The sequence below is a fragment of the Leisingera sp. ANG49 genome, from assembly GCF_059694505.1.
This window is the reverse complement of record NZ_JCATZN010000001.1, coordinates 409160-433129: the sequence shown is the minus strand read 5'-3', so window position 1 is coordinate 433129 and position 23970 is coordinate 409160. Positions and strand designations below refer to the sequence as shown.

The window sequence follows — 23970 nt, the reverse complement described above, 5'->3', positions numbered from 1 at the left end:
TGACACGGTCTTTTTGGGTTTAGAGCAAGCCTGCTAGCCGGTGGATTTGGTTTTGCTTGTATCTTTTCTGTGAATTTAAGGTCGGCTTCCCGCATGTCTGACCTTACTTGGTCAGCAAGCCAACGTAAGCTCAATCTGCGTTCAAGGCACCCGCGCAGCGAAGGATCTCTTATACGCAAAGCTGTGGCGCAGGGTTGCCCAGGATGCGCTTGCAACGAACGGCAGGAACGTCCCGTTTCGTATCGTCACGCAGCCCCTTTTACGTCCAGTGGGTCAATCTTCACCTTTACCGACTGCCCGAACATCTTTGCCTGGACCTCGATCATAGGATGCAAATCGTGCGCAGCCTGGACCATATCCGTGAAGCTCACAATGCGCCCCATGAACGGCCCTGCCAGCACCTCTAACGCGGCGCCCGGCTCATACTGGCACATGGCCGCCCGATCCCGGCTCTCGATGATCCTCTGCGCCTCTGCGTTCTCTTCCACAACTTTCGCCAAGAAGGGCTGGACGTGCTTTCGAACCTCCTGACCGCTGACCATCATTAACGACGGGTTCAGGCCGCGACACTGGATGGCTGCCGCGTAAATTTCGGCCGGGATGTCGGCGAAGATGTAGCCCGGCAGATAGGCGCTGGTGACCGGCTCGGCGTGGCGCTTCTTGCCCTGGCGTTTGAACTCGATCTTGCGCGGGGCGAAGGCCTGCAGGCCGAGGGCGCGCAGCTGGCGCTCGACCGCGAACTCCCCGCGCTCCTGGGTGATGGTGTCTTTCTCTTCCCCCGCGTCCACCTCGAAATGCAGATGGCGCGGCAGGGTGACTTTCTTCGTGGTGGTGATGCCAAGATACCAGGTCATACGTGGTTCCTTTTCTGCCCGGTTGTCCGCTTGCGCCGAAGCGGGTGCCCTGCCCTGACCCGCGAAATTGCATTGGCCAGTTCGTCGCGTGTCTTTGTCGCGTAACGCCGGCGCTGCATGATGACCTCTAGGATGTACTCGGCGTTCCGTTCGTCCTGGGTTTCGATGGCGAAGCGGTCAGCTTCGTATTTGCTGTCGATCTTGCTCAAACGTTGATCCCCGCTGCTTGGCACTCCGCCACTGTGATGAGATTTGCTTGGATGCACTCCCCGGCCTGGCTGGGGAGGATTGTGCGTGCCCAAGGCTTGCGCGCCCGGATATCGGCCGCTCGCGCCTCCAGCACTTTCTTCGGGTCAATATTCTCGGCCGCAGCCGGCACATGCGCCCGCCAGAAATCATCCGCAAAGAAGTTCTGACTGAGCTTGATCCGCTGCGGGTCGTAGCCGGCAACCCGCTTGCGGTAGGCCTCGGTTGCTGCAAGCACGTCGCCCGGCTGTTCTCCGGCATCGATCAGCGCTTTCACCGCCTCCTCGGTTGCCGCCCAGTGGTCCTTGTTCGGACAGGCCCGCCAAACCCGGTCAAAGAAAATCCCAAAATCAAACTCGTTCTGGTGCGTGGCGTCAGCCGCGCAATAGGTTCTATTTGGTTTCTTTTGGTTTGGGTGACACTCTGTCGGGGGTACCCCCGACACTCCGTCGGGGGTGGGGTGACGCTCTGTCAGGGGTGACACTCTGTCGGGGGCTATATCTTGTGCCTCGCTTTCTACATCTTGTGCAGACCGGTGACGCTGTGTCGGGGGTGCCTCCTTGCAATCTGGGCACATTTCCACTGCTTCGACCTCAATCCGGTACTCGATGGTTTCACCATTCTTGTGCTTCCGCTTGCCAACCTCGCTCACAAATCCGGCTTCAATCAGCGCGTGGATATTGCGCTGAATGGTGCGATCGGAGGTTTCAAGCTCCTTCGCCATAGTCGGCTTGGAAGCCCATATTCCTGAACCGTCATCGCTCGCCAGGTCGCCCATCAACAGGATGATGGACTTAGCCGAGAACCCGACGCCAAGGCGCTTTCTGCGCAAGAGAGAGGTCACATGGTTGCTCATCAGCTCTTCCCTGCTGCCCTGCGCATCCTGCGAATGCAGCATTTCATGATTTTCTTCCGCTCGTTCACATCCTCAGAGAGGATCAGCTTGCGGCGCTCAATGCGCACATGCAGCTTGGCCAGGCGCTCAACCTCTTCCGCGTTGGCGAACTGGAACCACGGGGCGTCTATCCCGAATGGCTCGACCAGCGGCGGGCCGCCATTGTCGCCGATCATGGCTGCGAGGCGTTCGGCCTCCCGGTCCTTGGCTGCCTCCTCGGCCCGCTGCTGCCGCTGAAGGAGGTCATGCAGAGCCATCAGAGGATCGCCGACAGCGGCGCCGTGTACACCTACAGTAGGTGCACAGAGGGCCGCCGGATCAGACGCCTGAAAGGATGTGGGACGGATCAAGGCAGTCATTTTCGGAGCCACCCCATCTGCGAGGCGCCAGCAAAGAAAGCGCCGTCTACCCGGTCCTTGGCCTGCTTGAATGCGCTGGCGTCGTCCGAGCGCGCCGGAGCCGACCGCTTCAGCAGACGTTCAAACAGCTCATAGCCCGCCCGATCCATTTGGAAGGTAAGCAGGCCGCTTTCGGCGCTGGGGATGGCTTTCAGATGTTCGCTGACCATCAGTGCTTGCTCGCAAACTGGCCGCAGGCCCAGGCTGCGACCCCGTCGAACAACTTGCCCTTCTTCTTGGTGTGGACCTGCACCAAAGCGCAGAAACCGAAGCCCTGGTTCTTGCCCCTGGTCACCTCGCCGTCGCAATAGTGAGCACAGGCGGTGCAGCGCTTGTTCAGATCCGGCCGCGCCCATGTACACTGGCCCGCCTTCGTTGCGGCAATGCGCGCAGTAAGGTCACCTCCATCAAGATTTTGGTGAGTTGGATCTTTCATAGGCATAGGCATTCCTCCTGTGCTTTAGGACAGTTTCACTCGTTGATGAGGTCTGGCGCCGCGCGCCGATCTGGCGAAAGTCTCGCCGTCTTCAGTTCAATTTCAGGGGGTCAATCTGGGCCGGTAAAACAATCACGCTCCGGCTTTTTAACTACTGCTCGACTGACCACTGCCTCTGTTGGGGGTTCAGGGTTGGATTTGGGGCAGATCAGGGCGGGACGAAAACACTAGGGCTGTTACAGCATGCAACCGGGGATTGTGCGCCACCCCGATTGCCTGCATCGTCCAGGGTGCGAACCATTTGGACGAAGAAGGATTCCCCAATGAGCGAAGACGACAGCATTTCAATCTCCGTCAACGGCACCAGCTGCCCGGTCCTTTGCGGCCTGTGCCACAAGCCGATAAGCTGGGTAGGAGAAGTGGACACTGAGGCCGGCGAGGCCGGGTGCATCCCCTGCGGGAACACTGCGAACGTCAAGAAGGTCGCCAAGGCAGCGGTTGAGTTCGCCAAAGACGAGGGGCAGCTGCTTCTCAATCGTGCTTTGCGCGACGTCGCGAGAGGAAGCAAAATCACGAACTTCACTGGCCAAACACAGCATGAGAAAACGCACGCCTTCATCGTTCACCTTGATGGCAGTGAGCTCGGTATCTGACAGAATACGCGGGACCTGATCTGTGCGGGCCGCGGTGCTCACCTCACGCTGAAACGCCTTCTTGTGCTGCAAGGCCGTGACCTGCATTTCTTCCCGCAGGACTTGGAGTTCTTCCCTCGTCCTGCGGAGTTCGGCTATGACGTGTTCGGCGTTCATGCACTTGCAGGTCATGCCCGGCCCTCCGCTCTGCTGATTTTGGAAACGTTGCCCGCAACCTGAGCCTCGAAGTGCTCCGCCATCTTGGTGAACTCGGCAGCGGCCTCACGAGACTCGACCGCCGCGGAGGCATGGTCCCCGGCCTTGCCTGACTGCGCGGCCCGGATTCCGGCGGCGACGGCCTGACCGCCCTCCTCCGACGCACGCCCCGACAGCGCGAACAAGCACACATCCATGTTTGGAACCGTCGTGGCGGTCCGGTAGCTGTCAAAGCAGTGGTTGCCGGTGGCGTCCATCAACGCCCAGGCCCAGAGCAACGGCACCTCGGCGCTGCCGCCCTTGATCTTGGAGAGGGTGCCAATGCTGATCGGGTGCCCGACTGCGGAGGAGATGACCGAGGCAGCGGCTTCCTTGCCGCCAGCTTGCGTCACCAGGTTGTCAAACATTTGCGCGGCGATCTTAGGCTGCATGGAAAGGCCTTTTCCTTGGGTTTTGGACCTCCCGCTTCCATTGTGTGAGCATGGATGCGGGTGGGGTTAGCTTTGCTAAGAGAACGGAAGTGGACAGTAGGTCATTGGCGGCGGGCCGATGGAGATCGCAGCTTGGCCATAGCCTTGCGCACTTTCACAACGGTGCTTTCTCGGCATTCAGCGCCATCACGTAGACGGAATACAAACCCTGGGTCATTGAGAGCTTTCCGGCCGAAGCCTGAAGGCTTCATGCCGGTTTCTGTGAGGAAGCTCTCCACCTCTTTTTTGAACTCAGTCATCATCATGCTACAAATATGTAGGATTTATCCTTCAGTGTAAAGAGGATTTATCCCATTTGCAGGATGGTCTTGACTGTAGGATATTACCTACATGGATAGCGGCCAAATGATTGCAGATACGATTGAACGCCTTGTTTCAGAGCGTGGAACAAACCCACGTGCTGTTGCGTTGGCGGCAGGCATGAGCCCCACCGGTGTGCGTGACATCATCACTCGCAAGACCAAGAACCCGACGTTCGCGAATCTCCTAAAGATAGCAGAGGTTCTCGAAGTCGAATTTACAGAAATAGTTGGGGGAGCATCTCCCGAACGCCCCTCTATCGCAATCGCCGGCAAGGTAGGTGCAGGCGCGCAAGTTCCGGTTTTTGACGCCTACGAGAAGGGCGACGGTCCCCAAGTAGAGTGCCCGCCCGGCCTCTCGCCACAAAACGTCGTCGCCGTCGAAGTCGAGGGTGACAGCATGGAGCCAGTCTACTCTGCTGGAGATCTGCTTTTCTATTCTCGAAACGGACACGACAGCGTGCCATCCGATGTCATCGGACACCGCTGTGTATGCGAAGATGAAGATGGAATGGGTTGGGTCAAACAAGTCAAAGCAGGCGACGAACCTGGGCTTTTTCACCTTATCTCGTTGAACCCCGGAGCGAATACCATGTGGAATGTTCGGTTAAAATGGGCCGCACGCGTCCGTTTGCACTGGCCGGCTGACCTTGCCAACAAACCCTGAAACGAACCAAGCGCGGGACCTTCCGGCCGTTCGCTGCGGGTGCGAAAAACCAGCGCCGAACACGCCTCTACCCCTAGCAACGGGTGGGAAGTGTGCATTCGCCCCAGTTGCACAGTCACTCTTTCAGAGCGATGAAAGCTGCCTTTCGGAACTAAGTGACTAAGAATTCGAAGCCGCGCCGCCCCTTAGGCGATAGACAGCATTCTTCCGCAGAGGCCTCAAAGCCTACTTGAGCCAAAGAAACTCCCGCTCAGGTAGTTTACCCACTTTCCACTCCCGCAAAGACCCTGTAGCTTCTACATACTGGTTCAGAATGAAGAGGTTAACTAATTATGGCAAAGAAGACAGTATTTGTAGCATTTGCAATGGCGGACGAACGCCAGCGTGACTTTTTAAAGGGGCAATCCCTAAACACAGAATCTCCGTTCGAGTATATCGATTTGTCTGTCAAAGTGGCCTACAAGCAGGAATGGAAGGCCAAAGTTCGAACCAGGATCAAGCGATCTGATGGGGTCATCGCTCTCGTTAGCAGTAATTCACTAACATCCGAAGGCCAGAAATGGGAGATCCAATGCGCTCAGGAAGAAGGGGTGCCTGTTCGTGGAATTTGGGCCTACAAAGATGATCGAACGAACTTAGCTGGGGTGAACACGAAGGTCTGGACCTGGGACAACGTCAAAAGCTTCATCAATTCACTATAGCTTAAAGTCCTATCTTGAGCTGGGAGGCTGAGTTGAAAGCATTTGTTGTTCATCGGCATTCCGCGCGCGGGATTGCCTCAAAGTACGTTAAGGCATTAAGGGTTGAACTTGAGATTCCCATTTCCTTTACTTTGCTGACAAATTCCTATGACGACAAATGGAAGGTTAAAGCCCTCGAAGAAATCCGATCATCAGAAATCGTAATTGTTTTCGATCCAGAGGCCTGTTCCAGTTCACAAAATACCCTGTGGGAGCTGGAGCGGGCCAACGAGCTGGGAAAAAAGGTCATTGAAGTAAAAGAACGCGATGACAACTCTGAGGCAAAGAATATCATTCGTGATGTTTACAATTTTCAGGATGAATTCAATTCTTGCTTTAACCCCTCTCCTGAGCAGAGCGACCGTGAGATGGAACTTTACAAGCTCATGGTAGAGACATCTGAGCAACTAATACTCCGAAGGCAAAGAGCAAACGCATTTTTCATCACTATTATTGGCAGCTTGTCTGCTGTAATCGGCTTACTCATCAAAGAGGGGATTGCAAGCCAGGATAACATTTGGGTGTTATTGCTGCTGACAGTCCCTGGCTTGATCTTGTGCAACTCCTGGAGAAACCAATTAGACAACTATGGAAAGCTCAATTCCGGAAAGTTTGACGTGATCTTAATGATGGAGAAAAGTTTTTCTGTGCAGATTTTCTCCGCGGAGTGGGTTGCGCTTGGGAAAGGCGAGCGCCCTGAAAAATACAAGTCATTTACGGCAACAGAAAAACATGTCCCAACTCTCTTCGGCGCCATTTTCTTTGTTTTCTCATTGGGAATTTTGTATGTTTTTCTCCGAGGTAGCTCCCTGTGTTTTTTGATTTTCTGCGAAGCAAAGCTTAGTTTGGATTTAGATAATTTCGGGTGTTGCCCTTAATCCCTTCAAAATCAGCACCTTGGGTTTGATTTCGGCCGACCATCAAGAAAGTACACTCATGCTTCATCCAGACCAACTAAAAGACATCGATCAATCTTCACCTTTTTCGCTTGCTGTCGAAGAAGTTAATATCGACGGTGTGGACCACGGTCCGGCAGAGGTTTTGATATCCTACGATGGGGAGGGCAGACCCCTCCTCGGTTTCGGGGAGTTTTTTTCTCCAGAAATGGATACGTTAGGCTCCAGTGTTCAGGTGAAATATAAAGCGGACAGCAAGCCCGTTCCCATTCTTATTACCAAGCGGAGTTTCAATTCAGAAAAGGAGAAGCCAACTGTTGAAGCACGTCTTGCTCGAGAACCTCTGGTTCTTGTAGATCACCCAACCTCAAAAAGGTTCGAAGCAGTGTTGCTGGCAGCCCCTCGGTTCCTATCAAAACCCATCGTACTTTGTGATAGAAACGGGACAAAGTTCGAACTCGAGCCTCTCAAATCGGAAGAGGGCGCTGCGTGTTTGATCCGGTCAGATTTACACCTAGACGCGAGTGCTCCAATTGAGCCGCTTCAAACACTCCGGAACTTTCTTACCTTTGCAAAAGGTTGCCACTGTGGATTAGGAAACCTGTTTGCCTATGACGAGAGCGATCAGGTTGCTTTTAGGCTGTTGGGATTTACGCGTAGCGACATAGGAAATCGGGTAACCAACTGGTTTGATATTGAGATTCAGAGCAACCTGCCCAAGGTTTTTCTTCTTTTCTCTGAAGCAAGCAAAGACGAGCTAACCAACAGGGCACTTGCTCAAACAATCAATTTTTATCGCGCATCAAATGCTTCGCGACATGTCTCTGTCGAGATGTCAATAATTGCTGCACATTCCGCTTTAGAAGCCATTGTGAACTTCATTCTCGAGCATCGTGCGGGTTGGTCGAAACCTATGATGAGCAACCGTACAATAGCCTTTTCAGACAAGAATCGTGCGGCTGCACTGCACTTTGGAATCGATAGCAATCTTTTGTCGCAGAGCCCTGAACTTACAAAGTTCTCGAAGGCAACAAATAACATTGATATCTTTGAAATTATTTCACGATTTAGGAACAAACTAGTTCATCAAGATACGAAAATACCTCCTACCGGAGTTCAACTTCACGAAACTTGGCTTATTGCGCAATGGCTGGTAGAAATTTTGGTCTTTGGAGTGATTGGGTATCGTGAGACCATCATTGACAGGCGAGTATACAACGGCTGGCGTGGCACTACCTGCCAAGTTCCATTATCGCGCCCGTGACAGAACCCGGTTGAGTGAATGCTCTGGCTGGACTTCAGAGGGTTCATTTGTGGAGATGTCGCGAAGTTTGCACCGTCCAACGTAGCGGTCATGTGTAGCCCGGTTATGTTGCTTTAAGCATCAACGTCCGGTTTGAAGGACCACACAACAGCATCAGAAGTCGAGTTGAACGGCAGCATTGGGCTCACGCCGACAAGGCACTCTTGCTCCGTCACCCGAAGTATGTTTCCACCTCTGATTAGGAGGATACTGGCTCAACCAACACTGGGGGCCGCTACATCACCTTACTACTTGCAAATTTCTGCACTGACGAATTTTGCTGACACCTTGGCCTTACCTGAAACGACAAGTTCAGCTCCGACCTCAACTTCAATCGAGAACTCGCTGGGTCGCACAGTGGATCCGCAGAACTCCGAATAAGCCGCCTCAGCGAGGTTTTTCAAAGCTGCTCTTGCGAGAACGTTAGCGTTGGGTGGAAGCTGGCTGCTTCCTCCGAATCCTGCAGGCAGAAGAGTAATACCGTAAGTGTTATCGGCATTCGTCCAGCGGCCAGGCGGCAAAGAACCAGGAATCGATAGAATGCCTTCTTGACCGTCCGGGCCAGTTATCGCGTAACTTCTGAAGTCCTCTTTAGCGAACCTCTCACTCAAGTTCCAAAACTCAGAATTGTCCTCTCCTTCTTGTTCGACTTCACCGACGGCAACCAGTGTGGCGCGCCCGTCTTCAGTGAATTCCACCTGATACTTTAGCTCCGGATTTTCTTCGGAAACTGCGCAGGTTGCAAAAATACTTAGAAAAACAGCGCCTAGAGTTCTCATGATTCCCTCCTTTCTAACACCAAGCAAACGTTAGCAGTTTGGCGGGAAGAACTCATCTTAAAGTGTTACATGCCACGTGCTGGCCCAGCATCAGCTACTACCCGAAACCAGCCCGCACTTAATATTGACGCCAACTTCCTGCCATTCAGCTGCACCAGGAAAGTCCACGATTACAGGTCCATCACGCCCAATTCACACTCCAACTCCCGCCGTGATTTCCGTATTTGGCTTACAGCGTACCGTCGCACTTAGCGGTCAGGCTGAAGGCTGACTGCGTACAGAAATGTCGAGATGCGCCGTTCGCGACGTGCTGCACGCGCGAACACCTGGCAGGCGAGCAAAGACTGCTATGGGCTCTGACCGATCTGCTGCGGCAGCAAAGTGAACGGTCTTAACAGCGGCGGTTGCGGGCTCATCGGTAGCTTTCTCTGTCCCCTTGATGAATGGCTCGATTGGTGGCAGGTGAACCTACCGCCCTTTTTGTAGGGCCAGCGGGATATGGACAAGCCAAACGCCACTGGCCGTCAGGGTGAGGACGCTCCCCTCCCCCTCGGGCAACCCTGTAAGCCAGAGCCGTGGCCGCATGTGATGTTCCACCTCATCGAACTCTTCCACAGGAGCCGGAATTTCCGAACATTGACCTAGGTCATTGGGTCGCGCTGGCTGCGGCTTCACATTGAAATAAACTTTTATTTTAAAACAAATACTTACCCCCACCCATCAGCGATAAGGGAATTTTTATTCCACCACTTCTTGAATATTCCACCACTTCCTTCCATATAGAAAATGGGCCGAGGCTAGCAACCTCGACCCACCAAAAGGAGTCAGAGAAAGAGAGATGACAAAATGATCAAGGAAGTGAAAGGCATCAAATCGCTGCTCCGGTTAGGCCGCCCTGAAAAAGGCGGCGAACCGGTGATTGGCGAGATGCAGCACGAGATCCTTACCACAATCAGAAATACGCCCGAAAAGGCGTATAGCGCAGGCATCGCACAATCGCTGCGGTCTGCGTCCGGCCAGGACATCCCATCGGATGGGCAAGTGTTCATGGCACTTAAGCGGATGGAGACCCGTGGTCTCATCGAAGCCGCTGAGCCGGTAAAAGGAAGCGGTCGAGGCCGCCCCCGTAAATTTTACCATCTGACCAATTCAGGAACGCGCACCCTGCAATTGGTTCAATTCAACGTGCGCTCAACCACAGTACAAGGAACTACTAATGTCTGCGAAGAAACACCGCCAATTCCACCTGGCGCGCCCGCCTAAACATGTGATGGCCCTTATCGCTACTGCGACATGGCCAAGCTCAGAACGGCAAGACCTGCAGGAAAATTTCTATCGACGTTACCTCAGGGTTCAACAAGAAGAACGGACAAGGGCCAGGCAGCAAGGAACCTGTCTTAATCAGGCCCAGATCCGGGGCGAGAAACGAGCAAAAAAAATCGCCAGGCAAGAAACAGTAAACTATGCCCTCGCGACAGGGCGGCGCGGGTTCTCTTGGGCAGGATGGCTCTTCCGGATCATGACTGCCGGTTCATAACATTCAAATTGCAGCATGTAGATTTTGAGCTGCACCTAAATTGATAACCGAGTTTCAAAGGGCGTCCCTCCGTAAGGGGCGCCTTTTAACGTTCAACACCCGAAGGGCGCTGCATGGCGCATGTAAAAGCTGAATGTCGGCAGTGCGCAGATTTCGTCATGCTGCACCGGCTAAGGCCGTCACGATGGCAAATGACCGGTGAGGGCTCAGAGTGAGCAAGCCACCTTCATAGAACTACGAATGTTTCAGCAAGTCTTATAAGGCAAAGGCAGCTCGCTTATTGGGTGCTCAAATGCGGATGTATCCTAGATGTGTAGGATTTTTCCTCCAAATCTGTTGACGTAGGATAAAACCTACATTACCTTGGTTCTCAAGCAAAGGGAGAACCGAGATGCACGGAACGGCCTACAAGGACATCGAACTGGAAGACAGCAGCGGCGAATACTTCGAGGGTTTCGCCGAGTTCTGCTGGACCGCTTCCCGCGTTGCAGCTGACCGCGAGACCGGCGAGGCCAGCGACTGGGAGGCTTTCGCTTCCATCGCCTTCGCTCTGGTCGACGACATGCTCTACAGCCGCAATGAGCTTGCCCTGCGCTTCGGCAAGGCCGAGGTCACCCGCATCGAGGCCTACTTTGAGGAAGAGGCCTTTCCGGAAGAGCTGAAAGGCTTTGGCAACATCTACGACGATATGGACGCAAAGTTTGACGCAACGGCGCTCCTGCGCGCCGCAGAACCCCACTTTCTTTTGGCCGCGGAGTGATTATCATGAACTCCGAAACCCCAATCATTCAGCTGGCTCGCCGTATGGCAGCCAGCGCCCCGGCGGGCGAAGCGAAATGCCACCACTCACACGGAACTGCTCGCCGGGAAGAATTTGACCTAGAGAACCGGGGTCGCTCAGCACAGGTGTTCGAGGCCTACAACGGAGGCCAAGAAGAGCCGCAGCCCTGGCTGCGCTCTTGGGCTGCGGCGGTGGTTCTTGCCGCCTCCCTCGCCCTTCTGGCCTTGTTCCTGGCCAATGCGGTTTGGGCACACCTGTTCCCGCCTATCTGCCACCACTGATCACTCCCCGACGGGCGCCCTCTTCCTGAGCGCCTGCACCTCAACCCTGGCGGCGGCCAATTCGACCAAGCGGCCAAGTCCGCGGGCTGCCGCCAGGGATTTTTCCGAAAGGAGCGAAACATGATCCGTCAGCCGACGCCGCCAAGAAAGGCCTTTGCCTGGTGGAACGCTGCGTTGCGCGACCCGCGCACGCCGCGCCACGACGGCGAGCCGCAGGCGGGTTACTACAAGCGCCGGATGGTGAAAAACGGCCCATGGGTGCCGCTGCGCATCCGCTTGGTGCAAGCCATCGACCCGGAAACGGGCGAGCTGACCGAGCCTGAGGTTTATGTTGCGGAACAGGACGGTGCCGCATTCGACCCGGTTCCGATCTGGACGCACTGCCGGCCGATTTCATCCCGGGAATTCAACGACCTCACCGTGCGCCAGCGCGAGCTGCCACTGATGGCCGCCACGCATGCACCGGTGGACCTTTCCACAACCCCTATTCGACCAGGAGCATAAGTCATGAACGACCTTAATCCCCGCGCCTTCATTGGGGCAAACAACCCGCCCGCTTTCGATCAGGATGAGGTCGAAAAGCATGACGCCGCAGCAGCTGAATTTCTGGACGTCAGTGGCGAATGGATCAAGAAGGGCGAAATCACCACTGAAGGCGAAGCCCAGAGCCTTAACGACTTCATCGCCGGCGTGAAGAAACGCAAGACGGCCACCGACAAGGCCCGCAAAGCGGCCAAGAAACCTCACGACGATGCCGGGAAAGCCGTCCAGGCCGCCTATAACCCGATCATCACCAAGCTCGAAACGGTGATCAGCCGTACCTCTCCGATGCTGACAGCCTACCTGCAGAAGAAAGAGGCAGCCCGGCAGGAAGATCTCCGGCGCCAGCAAGAGGAAGCCCGCCGAGCTCAGGAAGAGGCTGACCGCAAGGCAGCGCAGGCAGCGGCCCGCAACGATATCAGCGGCGAGATCGACGCTCAGGCAGCCCGCGATGAGGCTGAGAAGAAAGCGAAGGATCTGGCGCGCGAGGCAAAGGCGAAAGCCAACGTCGCCAGCGCCACCGGTGGCGGCCGCACGGCAGCGCTGCGCACCTACCACACTGCGAAGGTGGCCAACGTGCGCGCCGCCTTCATGCACTACCAGGATCACCCTGCCCTCGCTGACTGCCTGCGCTCGCTGGCAGATGCCGAAATCCGTTCCAAGGACTTCGACCCGGAAACCATGAAGATCCCGGGCATTGAGATCACCACCGAACGGAAGGCCGTCTAATGAGCACCGCCATTGCAAAGAAACCTCTGCGCCAGGTCGATAGCGTGCAGCACCTGCTCCAGAACGACCAGGCACGCCAGCAGCTGTCCGCCGTCGCTGCCAAGCACATGAACCCGGAACGCCTGATGCGCGTGACCGCCAATGCCATCCGCACCACGCCCAAGCTTCAGGAATGCGAACCGCTTTCCTTCCTGGGCGGCCTGATGCAGTGCGCGGCGCTGGGGCTGGAGCCGAACACCGTGCTCGGCCATGCCTACCTGATCCCCTTCTGGAACGGCCGCAAGAGGGTCAACGAGGTGCAGGTGGTGGTCGGCTACAAGGGCCTGATCGACCTCGCGCGCCGCTCCGGCCATATCACCAGCATCAGCGCAAACATCCACTATTCGGATGATGAGCTCTGGGAATACGAGGAAGGCACCGAGGCCCGCCTGCGGCACCGCCCTGGTCCGCAGGATGGCGAAAAACTCCATGCCTATGCCATCGCCAAGTTCACCGATGGCGGCCATGCTTATGTGGTCCTGCCCTGGGCGCAGGTGATGAAGACCCGGGACAACTCGCAAGGCTACAAAACGGCCGTCCGCTTCAACAAGACGGATAGCCCATGGATGGCGCATGAGGACGCCATGGCCAAGAAGACCGCTATCCGCGCTCTGGCCAAATACCTGCCCCTCTCTGTGGAGTTCGTCGACGCTGTGCAGATCGACAACGATGCTGGCGCCCGGGTGGATTACGCCTCCTTCGCCATGAACCCCGATGACGGCGCCACCATAGACGGCGAGTTTGTTGAAGAGGATGCAGAAGACGCCGCGCCCGAGCAGCAAACCGAAGAGGCAAAACCCGCCGCCAAAATGCCGAAGGAAAAGGAGCAGTCCGAACCCGAGGTGCCGGAAGAACACCGCAAGGCGTTCGAGCAGATCGAGCAAGATCTGACCGACGGCGCCCCGGCGGAGGCAACCGCAACGTTCCATGCGGACGCCCTGGAGAAGATGAAGGCCGAGGCACCGGAGCTGCACCAGCAGGCGCTGGATATGATCCAGAAGGCGGGACAGGAAGACTGATGCGCCAGAATGACCTCATCCGCGTTGTTTGGACCGGCCAGGCGCTGGAACCGGACGGCAACTATGCCATGCACCAGCTGCACGACCGCCTTGGAGCGGGCGAGGTCATCAATGTGGACCTCGACCCAGACCGGTCCGAAAAGAACCATAAGCACCAGTTCGCATTCGTGCGAACTGCATGGCAGAACCTGCCGGAAACGTTGAAGAATGCACCGTTCGCCAAGAACGCGGACACCCTGCGCAAGCACGCCCTCATCGCTACCGGATTCTGCGACACCGAGATGGTCCCAGTGGGTTGCCCGCGGCGCGCGGACCGGGTTGCCGCCTCCATGTCCCGCCTTGCCGCCCGGCTCCACGGCTACGCTGTGACCAGCATCGAGGGGCCGGTGGTCTACTGCCATACCCCGCACAGCCAGAGCCAGCGCACCATGGGCGCCAAGGCGTTCCAAGAGAGCAAGCAAGCCATCCTGGAATGGCTCGCTCAGCTGCTCGGTGTGACACCTGACCAGCTGGCCAATGCAGGACGAAAGGAAGCAGCATGACCCGCCCTGTCAAAGAATGGATCGGAAAGGCCAACACCGCCCAGGCACCCGCTCGCGTCAAGGCCCGGATCGTCATGGCCCAGGATGGCCTGTGCGGCTGTGGCTGCGGCGTGAAGCTGGGTGCGGCTGGTGAGGCTATCGAGTTCGACCACGAAATCGCGCTGATCCTCGGCGGCGAGAACCGGGAGAGTAACCTGCGCGCCCTGCGTCGGCCGTGCCACCGCGCCAAGACGAACCAGGACGTCGCGCAGAAGTCGGTGGAAGCCAGGAAGCGCGCCAAACACCTTGGCCTGCTCAAGTCCGGCAGCACCATCCCCGGCAGCAAAAACACCAAATGGAAGAAGAAGATAACAGGCGAAGTTGTTCGCCGCTGACTGCACCCTGACAGCAACCGGGCACATGAACCAGCATGAAGCAGCCGCACCCCGCGTCCTGCAGGAACCTGCCAGACCTGGTTCACTCTCTTTGCCGCAATACCCGCCCGGTTGCTTTCAAGACGCAGTTCATTGGCCCATGCATTAATACTGCACGCGCCGCACCACAGGAGATGAAATAGATGGGAAAGCATGAGCCGGCGGCCTTCAAAGAAGCCAATGCGGCTGCATACCTTGATCTGTCCGTTTCCCGCTTCCGCAAGCTGGTGAACAGCGGCGCGCTTCCGCGGCCCGTGCGTTTGGCCGATGGCGTGGAGCGCTGGCGCACAGATGATCTACGGGCCATTCTGAGCGGTGAAGCCGCCCGACCTGCCGAGGATTTTGAACTTTGAGAAAGCCTGCCAAGCCCAGGATCACAAAGCCTAACCTGACCTGGAAGCTGAACAAGCGGAAGGACGCTTGGGAGCCGTACCACCGTGTCACATGGACCGAGGGCGGCAAGCGCAAAGAGAAGGCCATCAAACTGGACTGGCGCGGTGATGCGGAGCGTCTTGACGCGCTTTATTGGGAGTGCCGGACCGGGAAGCATGAGCAGCAAGCCAAGCCCGCGAAATACACTTGGGGCACCCTCATAAAGGCCTGGCGGAACGACCCTCGGATTCAGTCCGATCTTGCCGAAAGCACCAAACGCTCCTACCGGCGAGACATGGACCGGATCATGGAGAAGAACTCCAGCAAGGACATACGGAGCACCACCCGTCAGGCGATCCGCTCCGCACACGACAAGCTTGCGGCCACCCCCCGCAAGGCTGACAAATACCTGCAGACGATCCGCCTGCTTTGGAACTACGGCCAGAAGGAGCTGGATTGGCCGCTCGGCGAGAATCCGGCCGCCGGCATCCGCATGTTCGGCAGGCGACGGGAGTATGAGCCCTGGCCTGAATGGCTGGTTGAGAAGCTGAAAGACGCGCCGCAAACGGTTAGAACCGCAGCAGAATTAATCCTTGGCACCGGTCAGCGCCCAAACGCGGCAATCCAGATGCGCCGGGACCAGTTCCGCGGCGAGTGGATGGAGGTCTTGGACGAAAAGGCCGGCGTAACCTTCGAAACCTACTGCCCGGAAGATCTGCGCAACTACATCGATGAGCTGCCAAACGCCGGCCGTCATGTTCTCGCAAAGAACCTGTCTCAGCCGCTTGGCTATGACGCCGTTGAAAAGGCCTTCCGCACCTGGCGGAACGGTCTCGGTGAGAAGGCAAAGCCATTCGTCCTGCACGGGCTTCGGAAATTGGCAATCATCCGCCTTGCGGAAGCTGGCTGCAGCGATGCGGAGATCCAGGCGGTCACCGGCCAAAGTGCCGAGATGGTGGCCTATTATCGCAAGCGCGCCAGCCGCAAAGCTCTCTCTCGCGCGGCCCAGAAGCGCCGCACCTGAGATTCTGGACGGAACAAGAACAGAACGTGAAGTGGGAGTCGCATGCGGGAGTCGGTGAGAGAGAAAACAAAGGCCCACAGCAAGAACACGCTGCAGGCCTTTGTTTTTATTGGTACCCAAGGCCGGACTCGAACCGGCACGCTGTCACCAGCGGGGGATTTTGAATCCCCTGCGTCTACCATTCCGCCACTTGGGCCGCGATCTGTTCCTAGCCAAGCAATCGGCCAAGGTCCAGAGACAAAACGGAACTCCGCCGCCGAAAATTCGCCGCGTGGCAAAATCACTGGCTGCAAAGGTTGACGGAGCGCCGCGCGCATGCCACCTCCCTTGGCAAACGCCGTTGAGGACGCAGGGCGCAGAATGCTGAAACCGCTATATGACCGGACGATGGCACTGGCCGATCATCCCAAGGCGCTGTGGTGCCTGGCCGTTGTGGCCTTTGTCGAAAGCTCGGTTTTCCCGATCCCGCCTGATGTTCTGATGATCCCGATGATCCTGGCCCGCCCGTCGCGTGCCTGGCTGGTCGCGCTGGTGGCGCTGATCGCCTCTGTGGCCGGCGGTGTTCTGGGATTTGCCATCGGCGCCTTCTTTTATGAAAGCATCGGCCAGCCGGTGCTGGAGGCCATGGGCAAGGGCAATGCCATGGCGGAATTCAATACCCGCTTCAATGACTTTGGCTTCTGGGCGGTGCTGGGCGCAGGCATCACGCCATTCCCCTACAAGGTGATCACCATCATGTCGGGCTGGACCGGGATGCCGCTCGGCACCTTCATTGCCACGTCTATCCTCGCGCGGGCATTGCGTTTTTTCATCGTGGCGGGCCTACTGTGGCAATTCGGTGCCCCGGTCCGCGACTTCATTGAACGCCGCCTCGGGATGGTATTCACCGCCTTCATGGTGATCCTGTTCGGCGGTTTCCTGATGGTGAGGTTTATCTGAATATGCACAGACTTCTGATCGCATTGGCTGCTGCAGGATCCGCTGCACTTCTGCTGGGTGCGCTGGGGTTCCAGTACATCGGTGAAATGGCGCCCTGCAAACTCTGCTACTGGCAGCGCTATCCCCATGCTGCCGCAGCAGGAATCGGCGTCCTTGCGCTGGTCGTCCCCGGCGCGGTTCTGCCCTATCTGGGCGCGCTTGCTGCGCTGGCGACCGCCGGGGTTGGCGCCTACCACACCGGGGTTGAGAGCGGCTGGTGGGAAGGCCCCTCGACCTGCACCTCCGGCCCGATTGGCGGGCTGTCCCCTGACCAGTTGATGGAACAGATCATGGCCGCGCCGCTGGTGCGCTGCGACGAGGTCCCCTGGGAAATGCTGTCGCTTTCCATGGCAAGCTGGAACGCCATCGCTTCCTTTGGCCTCGCGCTGCTGTGGATTGCTGCAGCCAACCACATCCGCAAGCAGGGTTAACCTTCCAGCAGGCTGCAATGCGGCCGACAAGATATTGGCCGCATTGTAAAATGCCAACCTTAGTCAGGTGTCCTTCTTGGTCGCCAGCAGCAGATTGGTTTCGCTGCTCACGACGCCTTCGAAGGTCCGGATCTTGGCGAGGGCGGCATCCAGGGTTTCCAGCGTTTCAGTGCCCAGTTCGACAATCAGATCCCAGCGTCCGTTGGTGGTGTGTATTGCCCTGACTTCCGGCAGCCCCTGCAGCTGTCTGGTGATCCGGCTGGTGCCGCGGCCTTCGATCCCGATCATCATCAGCCCGCGGACCGGATCGCGCAGGACATCCTCTTTCAGCACTACGGTGAAACCCAGGATGTCCCCCCGGGCCTGCAGCCGCTCTATCCGCGCCCGTACGGTGGTCCGCGACAGGTTCAGTTCCAGCGCCAAGTCCGAAAGCGACGCCCGCGCGTTGTGCCGCAGAGCTGACACCAGCCGCTCATCCGTTTTGTCCATGCCTCACTCCGTTATGATCATTTGCCCATCATTATGGGCAAAATGATTGCTGGATTCCATCACGTTTCGGAAGTTTCTAGTATTAAACCTGAGAATTTGGGAGATCAAAACAGTGACCTCACAACACTGCATTCTGATTGGCGCCCCGGTAGACAGCGGCAAACGCAGGGCGGGCTGCCTGATGGGCCCGGACGCCTACCGCACCGCCGGCATCACCGAAGCCCTGCAGAGCCTGGGCCACACCGTTGAGGACCTCGGCAACCTGGCGCCAGACACCCACGCTGGAGACGACAACGGCGGGCTGGTTTATGCCCGCAACGAGACCATCGGCTGGACCTCGCGCCTGGCGCAGGCCGCCGAAAATGCGCTGGAGCGCGGCATGCCGGTCTTCCTCGGCGGCGATCACTCGCTGTCGCTGGGTTCCGTGGCTGGAGCCGCCAATCATGCCGCCAAGGCGGGCCGGCCGCTGTTCGTCCTCTGGCTTGACGCGCATACCGACTTCCACACACCGCGGACGACGGACAGCGGCAACCTGCATGGCACACCGGTTGGATACTTCACTGGGCGCAACGGCTTCGAAGGCTTTCCTGAGGTGACCAACCCGGTGCCGCAGGAAAACGTCTGCATGATCGGCCTTCGCTCTGTCGATACGCAGGAGCGGCTCGCGCTGGAAGGCAGCAGCATCCGCACCCACGACATGCGCCACATTGACGAGAACGGAATCGCCGGTCCGCTGAACCAGTTCCTGGAGCTGGTCGCAAAGGCCAATGGCATGCTGCATGTATCGCTGGACGTCGATTTCCTGGACCCGTCCGTGGCCCCGGCTGTCGGCACCACAGTACCCGGCGGCGCTACCGTGCGGGAGGCGCATCTGGTTTGTGAAATCCTGCATGATTCCGGCCTGATGACCTCGCTGGACCTCGTGGAACTGAACCCCTTTCTGGACGAGCGCGGCCGCACCGCGCATCTGATGGTGGACCTCTGCGCCTCGGCGCTTGGCCGCCGCGTCTTTGACCGCCCGACACGGAGCTACCAGTGAGCAGCCTGCAAGCCCCCTCAGCGGTAGTGATGGTGCGCCCGCACCACTTTTGCTCCAACCCTGAAACACGGGGTGATAACGCCTTCCAGACGCTTGCTAATACCTCGGCGAAGACCACCGCCGCGCAGGCGCTGGCGGAGTTCGACGGCGCGGTGGAATCCCTGCGCGGCGCCGGTGTCACTGTGCATGTCTTTGACGACACCACCAATGAAACGCCGGACAGCGTTTTCCCGAATAACTGGTTCTCCACCCATGCAGGCGGCCATGTTGCGGTGTACCCGATGTACGCAGAGAACCGCCGCAAGGAACGCCGCTGGGACGTGATCGAACTTCTGAAACGCGACTACCGCGTGCAGGACGTGATCGACTACTCCGGCCTGGAACAGGACGGCCTGTCGCTGGAAGGCACCGGCGCGATGGTGCTCGACCATATCGGGCGGATTGCCTACACGGTGAAATCCAACCGCGCCGACCCGGTGTTGCTGGAACGCTTCTGCACCCATTTCAACTTTGAACCCATGGTGTTCGAAGCCAAAGATAATGCCGGCCGCGACGTATATCATACCAATGTCCTTATGGGCATCGGCACAGAATACGCGCTGATTTGCCTGGATATGATCGTTGATCCCGTCCGCCGTGCTGAGGTTGCGGCACGGCTGGAGGAGACAGGCCGCCGGGTCATTGACCTGACGCTGGCTCAGATCGTCAGTTTTGCTGGCAACGCTCTGGAGTTAACAGGCCGCAGACGCCTTCTGGCACTATCTGCCAAAGCTCTGCAGGCGCTGCGACCAGACCAGATTTCGATCATTGAGCAAAGCGCCGAGCCTCTGCCCCTGACCATTCCCACCATCGAAACTGCAGGCGGGTCGGTGCGCTGCATGCTGGCAGGCATCCACCTCAGCCCGCGTGAAAGGAAAACCGCATGACACAGCCCTCAGAAAAGGCCCTGGTGCCTTTTGTCAGCGTCGACAACATGATGCGCCTCATTCATCACGTTGGCATCGAACAAATGCTGCGCGATCTGGCGGACTATGTCGAACAGGACTTCAAGCGTTGGGAGCTGTTCGACAAGACCCCGCGTGTTGCCAGCCACTCAGACGTCGGCGTGATCGAATTGATGCCGACCTCGGACGGTGAGGCCTATGGCTTCAAATACGTGAACGGCCACCCCAAGAATACCTCCGAGGGGCTGCAGACCGTCACCGCTTTCGGCCTGCTGGCGGATGTCTATACCGGTTATCCGGTGCTGCTGACAGAGATGACCATGCTGACCGCCCTGCGAACAGCCGCAACCTCTGCAATGGCTGCCAAGTATCTGGCACCAAAAGGTGCCACTACCATGGCCATGATCGGCAACGGCGCCCAGTCGGAGTTCCAGACCCTGGCGATGAAGGCGATCATCGGCCTGAAATCCGTGCGTCTATATGACAAAGATTCCGCAGCCACAGAGAAATGCGCCCGCAACCTGCAAGGCTTGGGGATTGAGGTTGTCAGTTGCAGGACACCGGAAGAAGCTATTGAAGGCGCGCAGATTCTCACCACCTGCACCGCGGACAAGCAGTATGCCACCATCCTGACCGACAACATGGTCGGCAGCGGCGTCCATATCAACGCGATCGGCGGCGACTGCCCCGGCAAGACAGAACTGGCCGCAGGGATTCTCAGCCGCTCCGACGTGTTTGTCGAATACCCGCCGCAAACCCGGATCGAAGGCGAAATCCAGCAGATGCCGGAGGACTTTGCCGTGACCGAGTTGTGGGAAGTCATCGCTGGCAAGAAGCAGGGCCGCACCGGCGACCGCCAGATCACCCTGTTCGACAGCGTCGGCTTCGCGATCGAGGATTTCTCGGCACTGCGTTACATCCGCGACCGTATCAAGGGCACCGACTACTTCATCGATCTCGACATGCTCGCAGACCCGGACGACCCGCGCGACCTGTTCGGAATGCTTCAGCGCGCCAAGGTCTAAACCAGGCCCCCTGTGCCGGCAGGAACAGCTTCGGGTATGGGGGCCAGCTTTTCGCCCCTGTTTTGCTTCACGCCGGCATGAAGCGCCTCTGCGCAAAAAACTTTTTGGGGAACCAATCTGCGCTTCAGGCGTCTTGATTGGGATAGCAGCCTGCCGCTGCTTCTGGACACGTCCCCAAAATGTCCAACACCTTGCCCCCGCCTCTGTCCCGGCGGGGGTCTTTTCTTTTCCGGAAGCCTTCTGCAAGCAAGCGCACTGGAACCTTTTGCCCGCCCAACCGTTGACCCGGCAGACAGCGCTGCCGTGAGCGCGCAACCGGAACAGGGCAAGAGACATGCTGAGCTGAGCAATCACATTCCTGATCATGGCAGCCATAGCCGCGCATTTCGGGTTCAGCGGCATCGCTGCCGCATCTGCTGGCGCAGCGAAGATCCTGTTTGTGATTTTCCTGGTGCTGGTCGCCGTTTCACCGTTGCGCGTCTCGCCCGCAGATAAACTGCCCCGACCCGCCAACCGAACCAAAGCCAGACGCAGAGGACACAAAGCATGACCACTACAGCTGAAACCAAACAGTTTTCCGACGCTAAATCCGCAGCCAGTGACCCCGGGGCCGACCGGCTGGCAGACCGTGCAAAAGAGAAAGCTGCACAAACCGTTCAGAAGGCGCAGGAAAATCTGGAGGCCGGAATTGACTACGGCAAAGGCGAAATAGAACGACTGGCCAGCCAGTCTCAGGATTTCATCAAGAAGAACCCGGGCCTGGCAGTGGCTGGCGCGCTTGGCGCCGGTATCCTGCTTGGGCTGGCGTTGCGCAAACGGTACTGAACCACCTGCAGAAACTCACTTTCCGGAAGGCCGCGCAGACTGCGCGGCTCTTTCCTTTCCGCTCAAGGCGCTGCTGCCCGCCCAGTCTCCAAAGAAGCAATTTAGCGGCGGCCGAGGGAACCTTATCCGCCCTGCCTGCGTTCTCTCATCAGAAGCACATATCCAAGGGAGAAGATCATGGAATATGGACTTATTGGCCTGCTTGTTCTGGCAGCGGACGTCTACGCAATCGTCAAGATCCTGTCCTCTGGCGCTTCCACCGCAGCCAAGGTTCTGTGGGTGCTGCTGATCCTCCTGCTGCCGGTTCTGGGCTTCATCATCTGGCTGATTGCCGGTCCGAAATCTTCCGCCGCTCATATCTGACCACTTCGCCGAACCGATCCGCTGGGCTGGCTCCGGCAGGGCAAGTCCGTTTTTGCCCCGCAGGGGGCCTGACACGGCATTGCCCGCATTAGTTCAATGTGCGGCGATTAGAGAGGCAAGGAAAATGACCACGACTACCGATCTGGAACAGCAGGCACGCGCACAGGCCGCCAGTTTGGGGCGCAAGGCCAAGTCCGCAGTGACGGAAAAAGTCCGCGAGGCCACGGATGCCGCGCAATCTCAGGCCGCGCACGAGGTGAAGACAGCCGCGGACGCGGCAGGCGCTGCTGCGGATGCCTTTACTCGCGGCTCAGTCCAAGCCCAGGCTGCACAGATGGTGGCTGGTCATTTGGAGGATGCGGCACATCGTGTCCGTGCGCTGGACATCGAGCAGACGGTTCAGGATGTCAGCGCCTTCGCCCGCCGCAATCCGCTTCTGTTTCTCAGCGCTGCTGCCTTGGCCGGGTTCTCTGCCACCCGCTTCCTGAAAGCCCGCGAACCGTTGCATGCCAGCCTTCACGAAACAGGCGGCGCTTTGTCTCCGGCACATGGGGGAACCCGCCATGGCATTTCGTGACTTGAACGCTGCACCCGAACTGTTCATCGAAACGCTTCGCCATTTCGCAGGTTTGCTGCGCAGCGAGGCGGAACTTGCCAAGGGCGAACTGAAAGAAAGAGCCGCGCGCGCCGGAGCCGGGCTTGCCTGCATGGCGATTGCAGCCATTCTCGCACTGGCAGGCCTGCATGTCCTCGCCGCAGCACTTGTTGCCTGGATCGCCGCCGCAGGTTTGTCCCCCGGAGTGTCCGCGCTGATCGTCGGCGGCGCATTTCTGGCCGGTGCCGCGTGCCTTCTCGTGGCGGGCAAATCCCGGCTCAGCAGCGAAGCGCTTTTGCCGTCGGGCACCATCCGAAATGTGAAACGGGACGCTGCCAGCATCAAGGAGGCCGCAAATGCCCGGAACTGACAGTCTTGAACAGCAAGTCGACGCAAACCGCCGCCGCTTGGCCGCCTCGCTGTCTGGCCTGAGCAGCACCCTTGCGCCGCGCTCCGTCACTGAACAGCTGACCGCCGCCGCACACGGCTACGGCGGCCAGCTGGGCCATCAGGCAGTGGCTGCTGCCAAACGCAATCCTGCGGCTCTGGCCCTGGCAGGAGCAGGACTCGCGCTCATGTTCACCGGAACCGGTGCCCGTCGGCACAGCCCCCCACCCCAACCGGCTGCTCTCCCGCCCGAGGCCGCCTTTGCTGGTTTCGATGACCGTGTCGCCGCGGCGGATGCTGCCATGAAAAGGGAGATGACCGGTATGAGTGAAGAAAGCTTCCGCACCAGCAAGATGCGTGAAACCTTGAACGCAGGCCTGGACGCGCTGCCCGATGCCGCCCGCGAACGTGTCCTCAAGGCCCGGACGGCTGCGCTGCAGGCCCAGGAAAAAGTCGAAGCCCACGCGGCAGACGTAGCGGCTCAGGGCCGTACCTTCTATGATCAGAACCCGCTGGCCGCAGGTGCCATCGCGCTTGGTCTCGGCGCGCTGATCGGAGCGCTGCTGCCCGCCACCCGCCGCGAGGACGAGCTGCTTGGCGCCCACCGTGATGCGCTGGCGGCCAAAGCTGAAGCGGCCCTGCGCGAGGAATTGGACAAGCTGTACCAGAAGGCCAGTGCCCAGCTGGATCCGGCGGACACCTATGTGCCGCCGCAAACCACGGCCAGCTGACCGCGATGCCTGGATTTCTGAAAACTGCTCTCAG

The 23970-nt window shown here is 58.2% G+C and carries 36 protein-coding genes and 1 tRNA gene; 25 read left to right on the top strand and 12 right to left on the bottom strand.

The features are described from left to right. Nucleotides 1–245: 245 nt before the first annotated feature. From nusG to AC58NV_RS02125, 9 genes are all read right to left on the bottom strand, one after another. Nucleotides 246–854: a transcription termination/antitermination protein NusG gene (gene nusG / locus AC58NV_RS02165; RefSeq protein ID WP_497225677.1), complete on the bottom strand. Its 609-nt coding sequence runs from the start codon at nt 852–854 to the stop codon at nt 246–248. Further along, a complete protein-coding gene (locus AC58NV_RS02160; RefSeq protein WP_497225676.1) occupies nt 851–1063 on the bottom strand; it encodes a hypothetical protein in 213 nt (70 codons plus the stop codon). Before AC58NV_RS02160 ends, nusG begins: the two co-directional genes overlap by 4 nt. Beyond that, entirely contained in the window at nt 1060–1998 is a 939-nt protein-coding gene (locus AC58NV_RS02155; RefSeq protein ID WP_497225675.1) for a helix-turn-helix domain-containing protein, read from the bottom strand. Before AC58NV_RS02155 ends, AC58NV_RS02160 begins: the two co-directional genes overlap by 4 nt. Then, nucleotides 1956–2252 (bottom strand): hypothetical protein, encoded by a 297-nt coding sequence (locus tag AC58NV_RS02150; RefSeq protein ID WP_497225674.1) that lies wholly within the window; start codon nt 2250–2252, stop codon nt 1956–1958. The genes AC58NV_RS02155 and AC58NV_RS02150 overlap by 43 nt, the downstream gene beginning before the upstream one ends. 98 nt (nt 2253–2350) lie before the next feature. After that, nucleotides 2351–2563 carry a hypothetical protein gene (locus AC58NV_RS02145; RefSeq protein ID WP_497225673.1) on the bottom strand — a complete coding sequence of 71 codons (213 nt, stop codon included), beginning with the start codon at nt 2561–2563 and terminating at the stop codon, nt 2351–2353. Next, entirely contained in the window at nt 2563–2835 is a 273-nt protein-coding gene (locus AC58NV_RS02140; RefSeq protein WP_497225672.1) for a hypothetical protein, read from the bottom strand. The genes AC58NV_RS02145 and AC58NV_RS02140 overlap by 1 nt, the downstream gene beginning before the upstream one ends. 338 nt (nt 2836–3173) lie before the next feature. Beyond that, complete coding sequence (locus tag AC58NV_RS02135; protein WP_497225671.1) at nt 3174–3653, bottom strand: hypothetical protein; 480 nt, start codon at nt 3651–3653, stop codon at nt 3174–3176. Further along, nucleotides 3650–4108: a hypothetical protein gene (locus AC58NV_RS02130; RefSeq protein ID WP_497225670.1), complete on the bottom strand. Its 459-nt coding sequence runs from the start codon at nt 4106–4108 to the stop codon at nt 3650–3652. The genes AC58NV_RS02135 and AC58NV_RS02130 overlap by 4 nt, the downstream gene beginning before the upstream one ends. A gap of 101 nt (nt 4109–4209) precedes the next feature. After that, nucleotides 4210–4413: a hypothetical protein gene (locus AC58NV_RS02125; protein ID WP_497225669.1), complete on the bottom strand. Its 204-nt coding sequence runs from the start codon at nt 4411–4413 to the stop codon at nt 4210–4212. 85 nt (nt 4414–4498) lie between these two features. Between AC58NV_RS02125 and AC58NV_RS02120 the strand changes: the two genes are divergently transcribed. The 4 genes from AC58NV_RS02120 to AC58NV_RS02105 all read left to right on the top strand — a co-directional run bounded on the left by AC58NV_RS02120 (nt 4499) and on the right by AC58NV_RS02105 (nt 8034). After that, nucleotides 4499–5134: an XRE family transcriptional regulator gene (locus AC58NV_RS02120; protein ID WP_497225668.1), complete on the top strand. Its 636-nt coding sequence runs from the start codon at nt 4499–4501 to the stop codon at nt 5132–5134. 332 nt (nt 5135–5466) lie between these two features. Continuing rightward, the gene (locus AC58NV_RS02115; protein WP_497225667.1) at nt 5467–5835 is read left to right on the top strand and encodes a TIR domain-containing protein; all 369 of its coding nucleotides are present in this window, start codon (nt 5467–5469) and stop codon (nt 5833–5835) included. 32 nt (nt 5836–5867) lie between these two features. Continuing rightward, nucleotides 5868–6752, top strand: a complete 885-nt coding sequence (locus AC58NV_RS02110) for a RipA family octameric membrane protein (RefSeq protein WP_497225666.1) — start codon at nt 5868–5870, stop codon at nt 6750–6752. A 58-nt stretch (nt 6753–6810) separates the two neighbouring features. After that, nucleotides 6811–8034 carry a hypothetical protein gene (locus tag AC58NV_RS02105; RefSeq protein WP_497225665.1) on the top strand — a complete coding sequence of 408 codons (1224 nt, stop codon included), beginning with the start codon at nt 6811–6813 and terminating at the stop codon, nt 8032–8034. Between the two features lie 287 nt (nt 8035–8321). Here AC58NV_RS02105 and AC58NV_RS02100 read toward each other — a convergent pair whose 3' ends face one another. Continuing rightward, nucleotides 8322–8852 (bottom strand): hypothetical protein, encoded by a 531-nt coding sequence (locus AC58NV_RS02100; protein WP_497225664.1) that lies wholly within the window; start codon nt 8850–8852, stop codon nt 8322–8324. An 846-nt stretch (nt 8853–9698) separates the two neighbouring features. Here AC58NV_RS02100 and AC58NV_RS02095 point away from each other — a divergent pair. The 10 genes from AC58NV_RS02095 (at nt 9699) to AC58NV_RS02050 (ending at nt 16129) form a co-directional block, all read left to right on the top strand. Then, nucleotides 9699–10115 (top strand): PadR family transcriptional regulator, encoded by a 417-nt coding sequence (locus AC58NV_RS02095; protein WP_497225663.1) that lies wholly within the window; start codon nt 9699–9701, stop codon nt 10113–10115. A gap of 665 nt (nt 10116–10780) precedes the next feature. After that, nucleotides 10781–11149 carry a hypothetical protein gene (locus AC58NV_RS02090; protein WP_497225662.1) on the top strand — a complete coding sequence of 123 codons (369 nt, stop codon included), beginning with the start codon at nt 10781–10783 and terminating at the stop codon, nt 11147–11149. A 5-nt stretch (nt 11150–11154) separates the two neighbouring features. After that, the gene (locus AC58NV_RS02085) at nt 11155–11451 is read left to right on the top strand and encodes a hypothetical protein (protein ID WP_497225661.1); all 297 of its coding nucleotides are present in this window, start codon (nt 11155–11157) and stop codon (nt 11449–11451) included. Nucleotides 11452–11571: 120 nt separating this feature from the next. Beyond that, nucleotides 11572–11955, top strand: a complete 384-nt coding sequence (locus AC58NV_RS02080; RefSeq protein WP_497225660.1) for a hypothetical protein — start codon at nt 11572–11574, stop codon at nt 11953–11955. A 3-nt stretch (nt 11956–11958) separates the two neighbouring features. Then, a complete protein-coding gene (locus AC58NV_RS02075) occupies nt 11959–12720 on the top strand; it encodes a hypothetical protein (RefSeq protein WP_497225659.1) in 762 nt (253 codons plus the stop codon). Next, nucleotides 12720–13778: a recombinase RecT gene (locus AC58NV_RS02070; protein ID WP_497225658.1), complete on the top strand. Its 1059-nt coding sequence runs from the start codon at nt 12720–12722 to the stop codon at nt 13776–13778. Before AC58NV_RS02075 ends, AC58NV_RS02070 begins: the two co-directional genes overlap by 1 nt. Continuing rightward, nucleotides 13778–14320, top strand: a complete 543-nt coding sequence (locus AC58NV_RS02065; protein ID WP_497225657.1) for a hypothetical protein — start codon at nt 13778–13780, stop codon at nt 14318–14320. Before AC58NV_RS02070 ends, AC58NV_RS02065 begins: the two co-directional genes overlap by 1 nt. Next, entirely contained in the window at nt 14317–14694 is a 378-nt protein-coding gene (locus tag AC58NV_RS02060; protein ID WP_497225656.1) for an HNH endonuclease signature motif containing protein, read from the top strand. The genes AC58NV_RS02065 and AC58NV_RS02060 overlap by 4 nt, the downstream gene beginning before the upstream one ends. Nucleotides 14695–14876: 182 nt before the next feature. Continuing rightward, on the top strand, nt 14877–15086 hold the full coding sequence (locus tag AC58NV_RS02055) for a helix-turn-helix transcriptional regulator (protein WP_497225655.1): 210 nt from the start codon (nt 14877–14879) through the stop codon (nt 15084–15086). Nucleotides 15087–15412: 326 nt separating this feature from the next. Further along, nucleotides 15413–16129 carry a tyrosine-type recombinase/integrase gene (locus AC58NV_RS02050; RefSeq protein ID WP_497225654.1) on the top strand — a complete coding sequence of 239 codons (717 nt, stop codon included), beginning with the start codon at nt 15413–15415 and terminating at the stop codon, nt 16127–16129. Nucleotides 16130–16239: 110 nt separating this feature from the next. Here the strand turns inward: AC58NV_RS02050 and AC58NV_RS02045 are convergent. Then, nucleotides 16240–16325 (bottom strand) — tRNA-Leu (locus tag AC58NV_RS02045). Nucleotides 16326–16489: 164 nt separating this feature from the next. Here AC58NV_RS02045 and AC58NV_RS02040 point away from each other — a divergent pair. Both AC58NV_RS02040 and AC58NV_RS02035 read left to right on the top strand, forming a co-directional pair. Next, a complete protein-coding gene (locus AC58NV_RS02040) occupies nt 16490–17068 on the top strand; it encodes a YqaA family protein (RefSeq protein ID WP_497225653.1) in 579 nt (192 codons plus the stop codon). Nucleotides 17069–17070: 2 nt separating this feature from the next. After that, nucleotides 17071–17538, top strand: a complete 468-nt coding sequence (locus AC58NV_RS02035; RefSeq protein WP_497225652.1) for a disulfide bond formation protein B — start codon at nt 17071–17073, stop codon at nt 17536–17538. A 63-nt stretch (nt 17539–17601) separates the two neighbouring features. Here the strand turns inward: AC58NV_RS02035 and AC58NV_RS02030 are convergent, their stop codons facing one another. Then, the gene (locus AC58NV_RS02030; RefSeq protein WP_065267363.1) at nt 17602–18027 is read right to left on the bottom strand and encodes an Lrp/AsnC family transcriptional regulator; all 426 of its coding nucleotides are present in this window, start codon (nt 18025–18027) and stop codon (nt 17602–17604) included. Between the two features lie 112 nt (nt 18028–18139). Here AC58NV_RS02030 and rocF point away from each other — a divergent pair, with 112 nt between their 5' ends. From rocF to AC58NV_RS01985, 9 genes are all read left to right on the top strand, one after another. Beyond that, on the top strand, nt 18140–19066 hold the full coding sequence (gene rocF, locus AC58NV_RS02025) for an arginase (protein ID WP_497225651.1): 927 nt from the start codon (nt 18140–18142) through the stop codon (nt 19064–19066). Further along, complete coding sequence (gene ctlX, locus AC58NV_RS02020) at nt 19063–19992, top strand: citrulline utilization hydrolase CtlX (protein ID WP_497225650.1); 930 nt, start codon at nt 19063–19065, stop codon at nt 19990–19992. The genes rocF and ctlX overlap by 4 nt, the downstream gene beginning before the upstream one ends. Beyond that, a complete protein-coding gene (gene ocd, locus AC58NV_RS02015; protein WP_497225649.1) occupies nt 19989–21035 on the top strand; it encodes an ornithine cyclodeaminase in 1047 nt (348 codons plus the stop codon). Before ctlX ends, ocd begins: the two co-directional genes overlap by 4 nt. Before the next feature lie 349 nt (nt 21036–21384). Beyond that, nucleotides 21385–21585 carry a DUF1328 domain-containing protein gene (locus AC58NV_RS02010; protein WP_497226382.1) on the top strand — a complete coding sequence of 67 codons (201 nt, stop codon included), beginning with the start codon at nt 21385–21387 and terminating at the stop codon, nt 21583–21585. Continuing rightward, entirely contained in the window at nt 21582–21860 is a 279-nt protein-coding gene (locus tag AC58NV_RS02005; protein WP_497225648.1) for a hypothetical protein, read from the top strand. Before AC58NV_RS02010 ends, AC58NV_RS02005 begins: the two co-directional genes overlap by 4 nt. Before the next feature lie 177 nt (nt 21861–22037). Continuing rightward, nucleotides 22038–22223, top strand: a complete 186-nt coding sequence (locus AC58NV_RS02000) for a PLDc N-terminal domain-containing protein (protein ID WP_497225647.1) — start codon at nt 22038–22040, stop codon at nt 22221–22223. A 124-nt stretch (nt 22224–22347) separates the two neighbouring features. Further along, nucleotides 22348–22800: a hypothetical protein gene (locus AC58NV_RS01995; protein WP_497225646.1), complete on the top strand. Its 453-nt coding sequence runs from the start codon at nt 22348–22350 to the stop codon at nt 22798–22800. Next, a complete protein-coding gene (locus AC58NV_RS01990) occupies nt 22787–23188 on the top strand; it encodes a phage holin family protein (RefSeq protein WP_497225645.1) in 402 nt (133 codons plus the stop codon). Before AC58NV_RS01995 ends, AC58NV_RS01990 begins: the two co-directional genes overlap by 14 nt. Next, nucleotides 23175–23936: a hypothetical protein gene (locus AC58NV_RS01985; protein WP_497225644.1), complete on the top strand. Its 762-nt coding sequence runs from the start codon at nt 23175–23177 to the stop codon at nt 23934–23936. The genes AC58NV_RS01990 and AC58NV_RS01985 overlap by 14 nt, the downstream gene beginning before the upstream one ends. Nucleotides 23937–23970 lie beyond the last annotated feature (34 nt).

Coding starts and splice junctions, on each gene's coding strand:
- nusG (WP_497225677.1), bottom strand. CDS start 854: ATGACCTGGTATCTTGGCATCACCACCACGAAGAAAGTCACCCTGCCG.
- AC58NV_RS02155 (WP_497225675.1), bottom strand. CDS start 1,998: ATGCTGCATTCGCAGGATGCGCAGGGCAGCAGGGAAGAGCTGATGAGC.
- AC58NV_RS02150 (WP_497225674.1), bottom strand. CDS start 2,252: ATGGCTCTGCATGACCTCCTTCAGCGGCAGCAGCGGGCCGAGGAGGCA.
- AC58NV_RS02145 (WP_497225673.1), bottom strand. CDS start 2,563: ATGGTCAGCGAACATCTGAAAGCCATCCCCAGCGCCGAAAGCGGCCTG.
- AC58NV_RS02140 (WP_497225672.1), bottom strand. CDS start 2,835: ATGCCTATGAAAGATCCAACTCACCAAAATCTTGATGGAGGTGACCTT.
- AC58NV_RS02135 (WP_497225671.1), bottom strand. CDS start 3,653: ATGACCTGCAAGTGCATGAACGCCGAACACGTCATAGCCGAACTCCGC.
- AC58NV_RS02130 (WP_497225670.1), bottom strand. CDS start 4,108: ATGCAGCCTAAGATCGCCGCGCAAATGTTTGACAACCTGGTGACGCAA.
- AC58NV_RS02125 (WP_497225669.1), bottom strand. CDS start 4,413: ATGATGATGACTGAGTTCAAAAAAGAGGTGGAGAGCTTCCTCACAGAA.
- AC58NV_RS02120 (WP_497225668.1), top strand. CDS start 4,499: ATGGATAGCGGCCAAATGATTGCAGATACGATTGAACGCCTTGTTTCA.
- AC58NV_RS02115 (WP_497225667.1), top strand. CDS start 5,467: ATGGCAAAGAAGACAGTATTTGTAGCATTTGCAATGGCGGACGAACGC.
- AC58NV_RS02105 (WP_497225665.1), top strand. CDS start 6,811: ATGCTTCATCCAGACCAACTAAAAGACATCGATCAATCTTCACCTTTT.
- AC58NV_RS02100 (WP_497225664.1), bottom strand. CDS start 8,852: ATGAGAACTCTAGGCGCTGTTTTTCTAAGTATTTTTGCAACCTGCGCA.
- AC58NV_RS02095 (WP_497225663.1), top strand. CDS start 9,699: ATGATCAAGGAAGTGAAAGGCATCAAATCGCTGCTCCGGTTAGGCCGC.
- AC58NV_RS02090 (WP_497225662.1), top strand. CDS start 10,781: ATGCACGGAACGGCCTACAAGGACATCGAACTGGAAGACAGCAGCGGC.
- AC58NV_RS02085 (WP_497225661.1), top strand. CDS start 11,155: ATGAACTCCGAAACCCCAATCATTCAGCTGGCTCGCCGTATGGCAGCC.
- AC58NV_RS02080 (WP_497225660.1), top strand. CDS start 11,572: ATGATCCGTCAGCCGACGCCGCCAAGAAAGGCCTTTGCCTGGTGGAAC.
- AC58NV_RS02075 (WP_497225659.1), top strand. CDS start 11,959: ATGAACGACCTTAATCCCCGCGCCTTCATTGGGGCAAACAACCCGCCC.
- AC58NV_RS02070 (WP_497225658.1), top strand. CDS start 12,720: ATGAGCACCGCCATTGCAAAGAAACCTCTGCGCCAGGTCGATAGCGTG.
- AC58NV_RS02065 (WP_497225657.1), top strand. CDS start 13,778: ATGCGCCAGAATGACCTCATCCGCGTTGTTTGGACCGGCCAGGCGCTG.
- AC58NV_RS02060 (WP_497225656.1), top strand. CDS start 14,317: ATGACCCGCCCTGTCAAAGAATGGATCGGAAAGGCCAACACCGCCCAG.
- AC58NV_RS02055 (WP_497225655.1), top strand. CDS start 14,877: ATGGGAAAGCATGAGCCGGCGGCCTTCAAAGAAGCCAATGCGGCTGCA.
- AC58NV_RS02050 (WP_497225654.1), top strand. CDS start 15,413: ATGGAGAAGAACTCCAGCAAGGACATACGGAGCACCACCCGTCAGGCG.
- AC58NV_RS02040 (WP_497225653.1), top strand. CDS start 16,490: ATGCTGAAACCGCTATATGACCGGACGATGGCACTGGCCGATCATCCC.
- AC58NV_RS02035 (WP_497225652.1), top strand. CDS start 17,071: ATGCACAGACTTCTGATCGCATTGGCTGCTGCAGGATCCGCTGCACTT.
- AC58NV_RS02030 (WP_065267363.1), bottom strand. CDS start 18,027: ATGGACAAAACGGATGAGCGGCTGGTGTCAGCTCTGCGGCACAACGCG.
- ocd (WP_497225649.1), top strand. CDS start 19,989: ATGACACAGCCCTCAGAAAAGGCCCTGGTGCCTTTTGTCAGCGTCGAC.
- AC58NV_RS02005 (WP_497225648.1), top strand. CDS start 21,582: ATGACCACTACAGCTGAAACCAAACAGTTTTCCGACGCTAAATCCGCA.
- AC58NV_RS02000 (WP_497225647.1), top strand. CDS start 22,038: ATGGAATATGGACTTATTGGCCTGCTTGTTCTGGCAGCGGACGTCTAC.
- AC58NV_RS01995 (WP_497225646.1), top strand. CDS start 22,348: ATGACCACGACTACCGATCTGGAACAGCAGGCACGCGCACAGGCCGCC.
- AC58NV_RS01990 (WP_497225645.1), top strand. CDS start 22,787: ATGGCATTTCGTGACTTGAACGCTGCACCCGAACTGTTCATCGAAACG.
- AC58NV_RS01985 (WP_497225644.1), top strand. CDS start 23,175: ATGCCCGGAACTGACAGTCTTGAACAGCAAGTCGACGCAAACCGCCGC.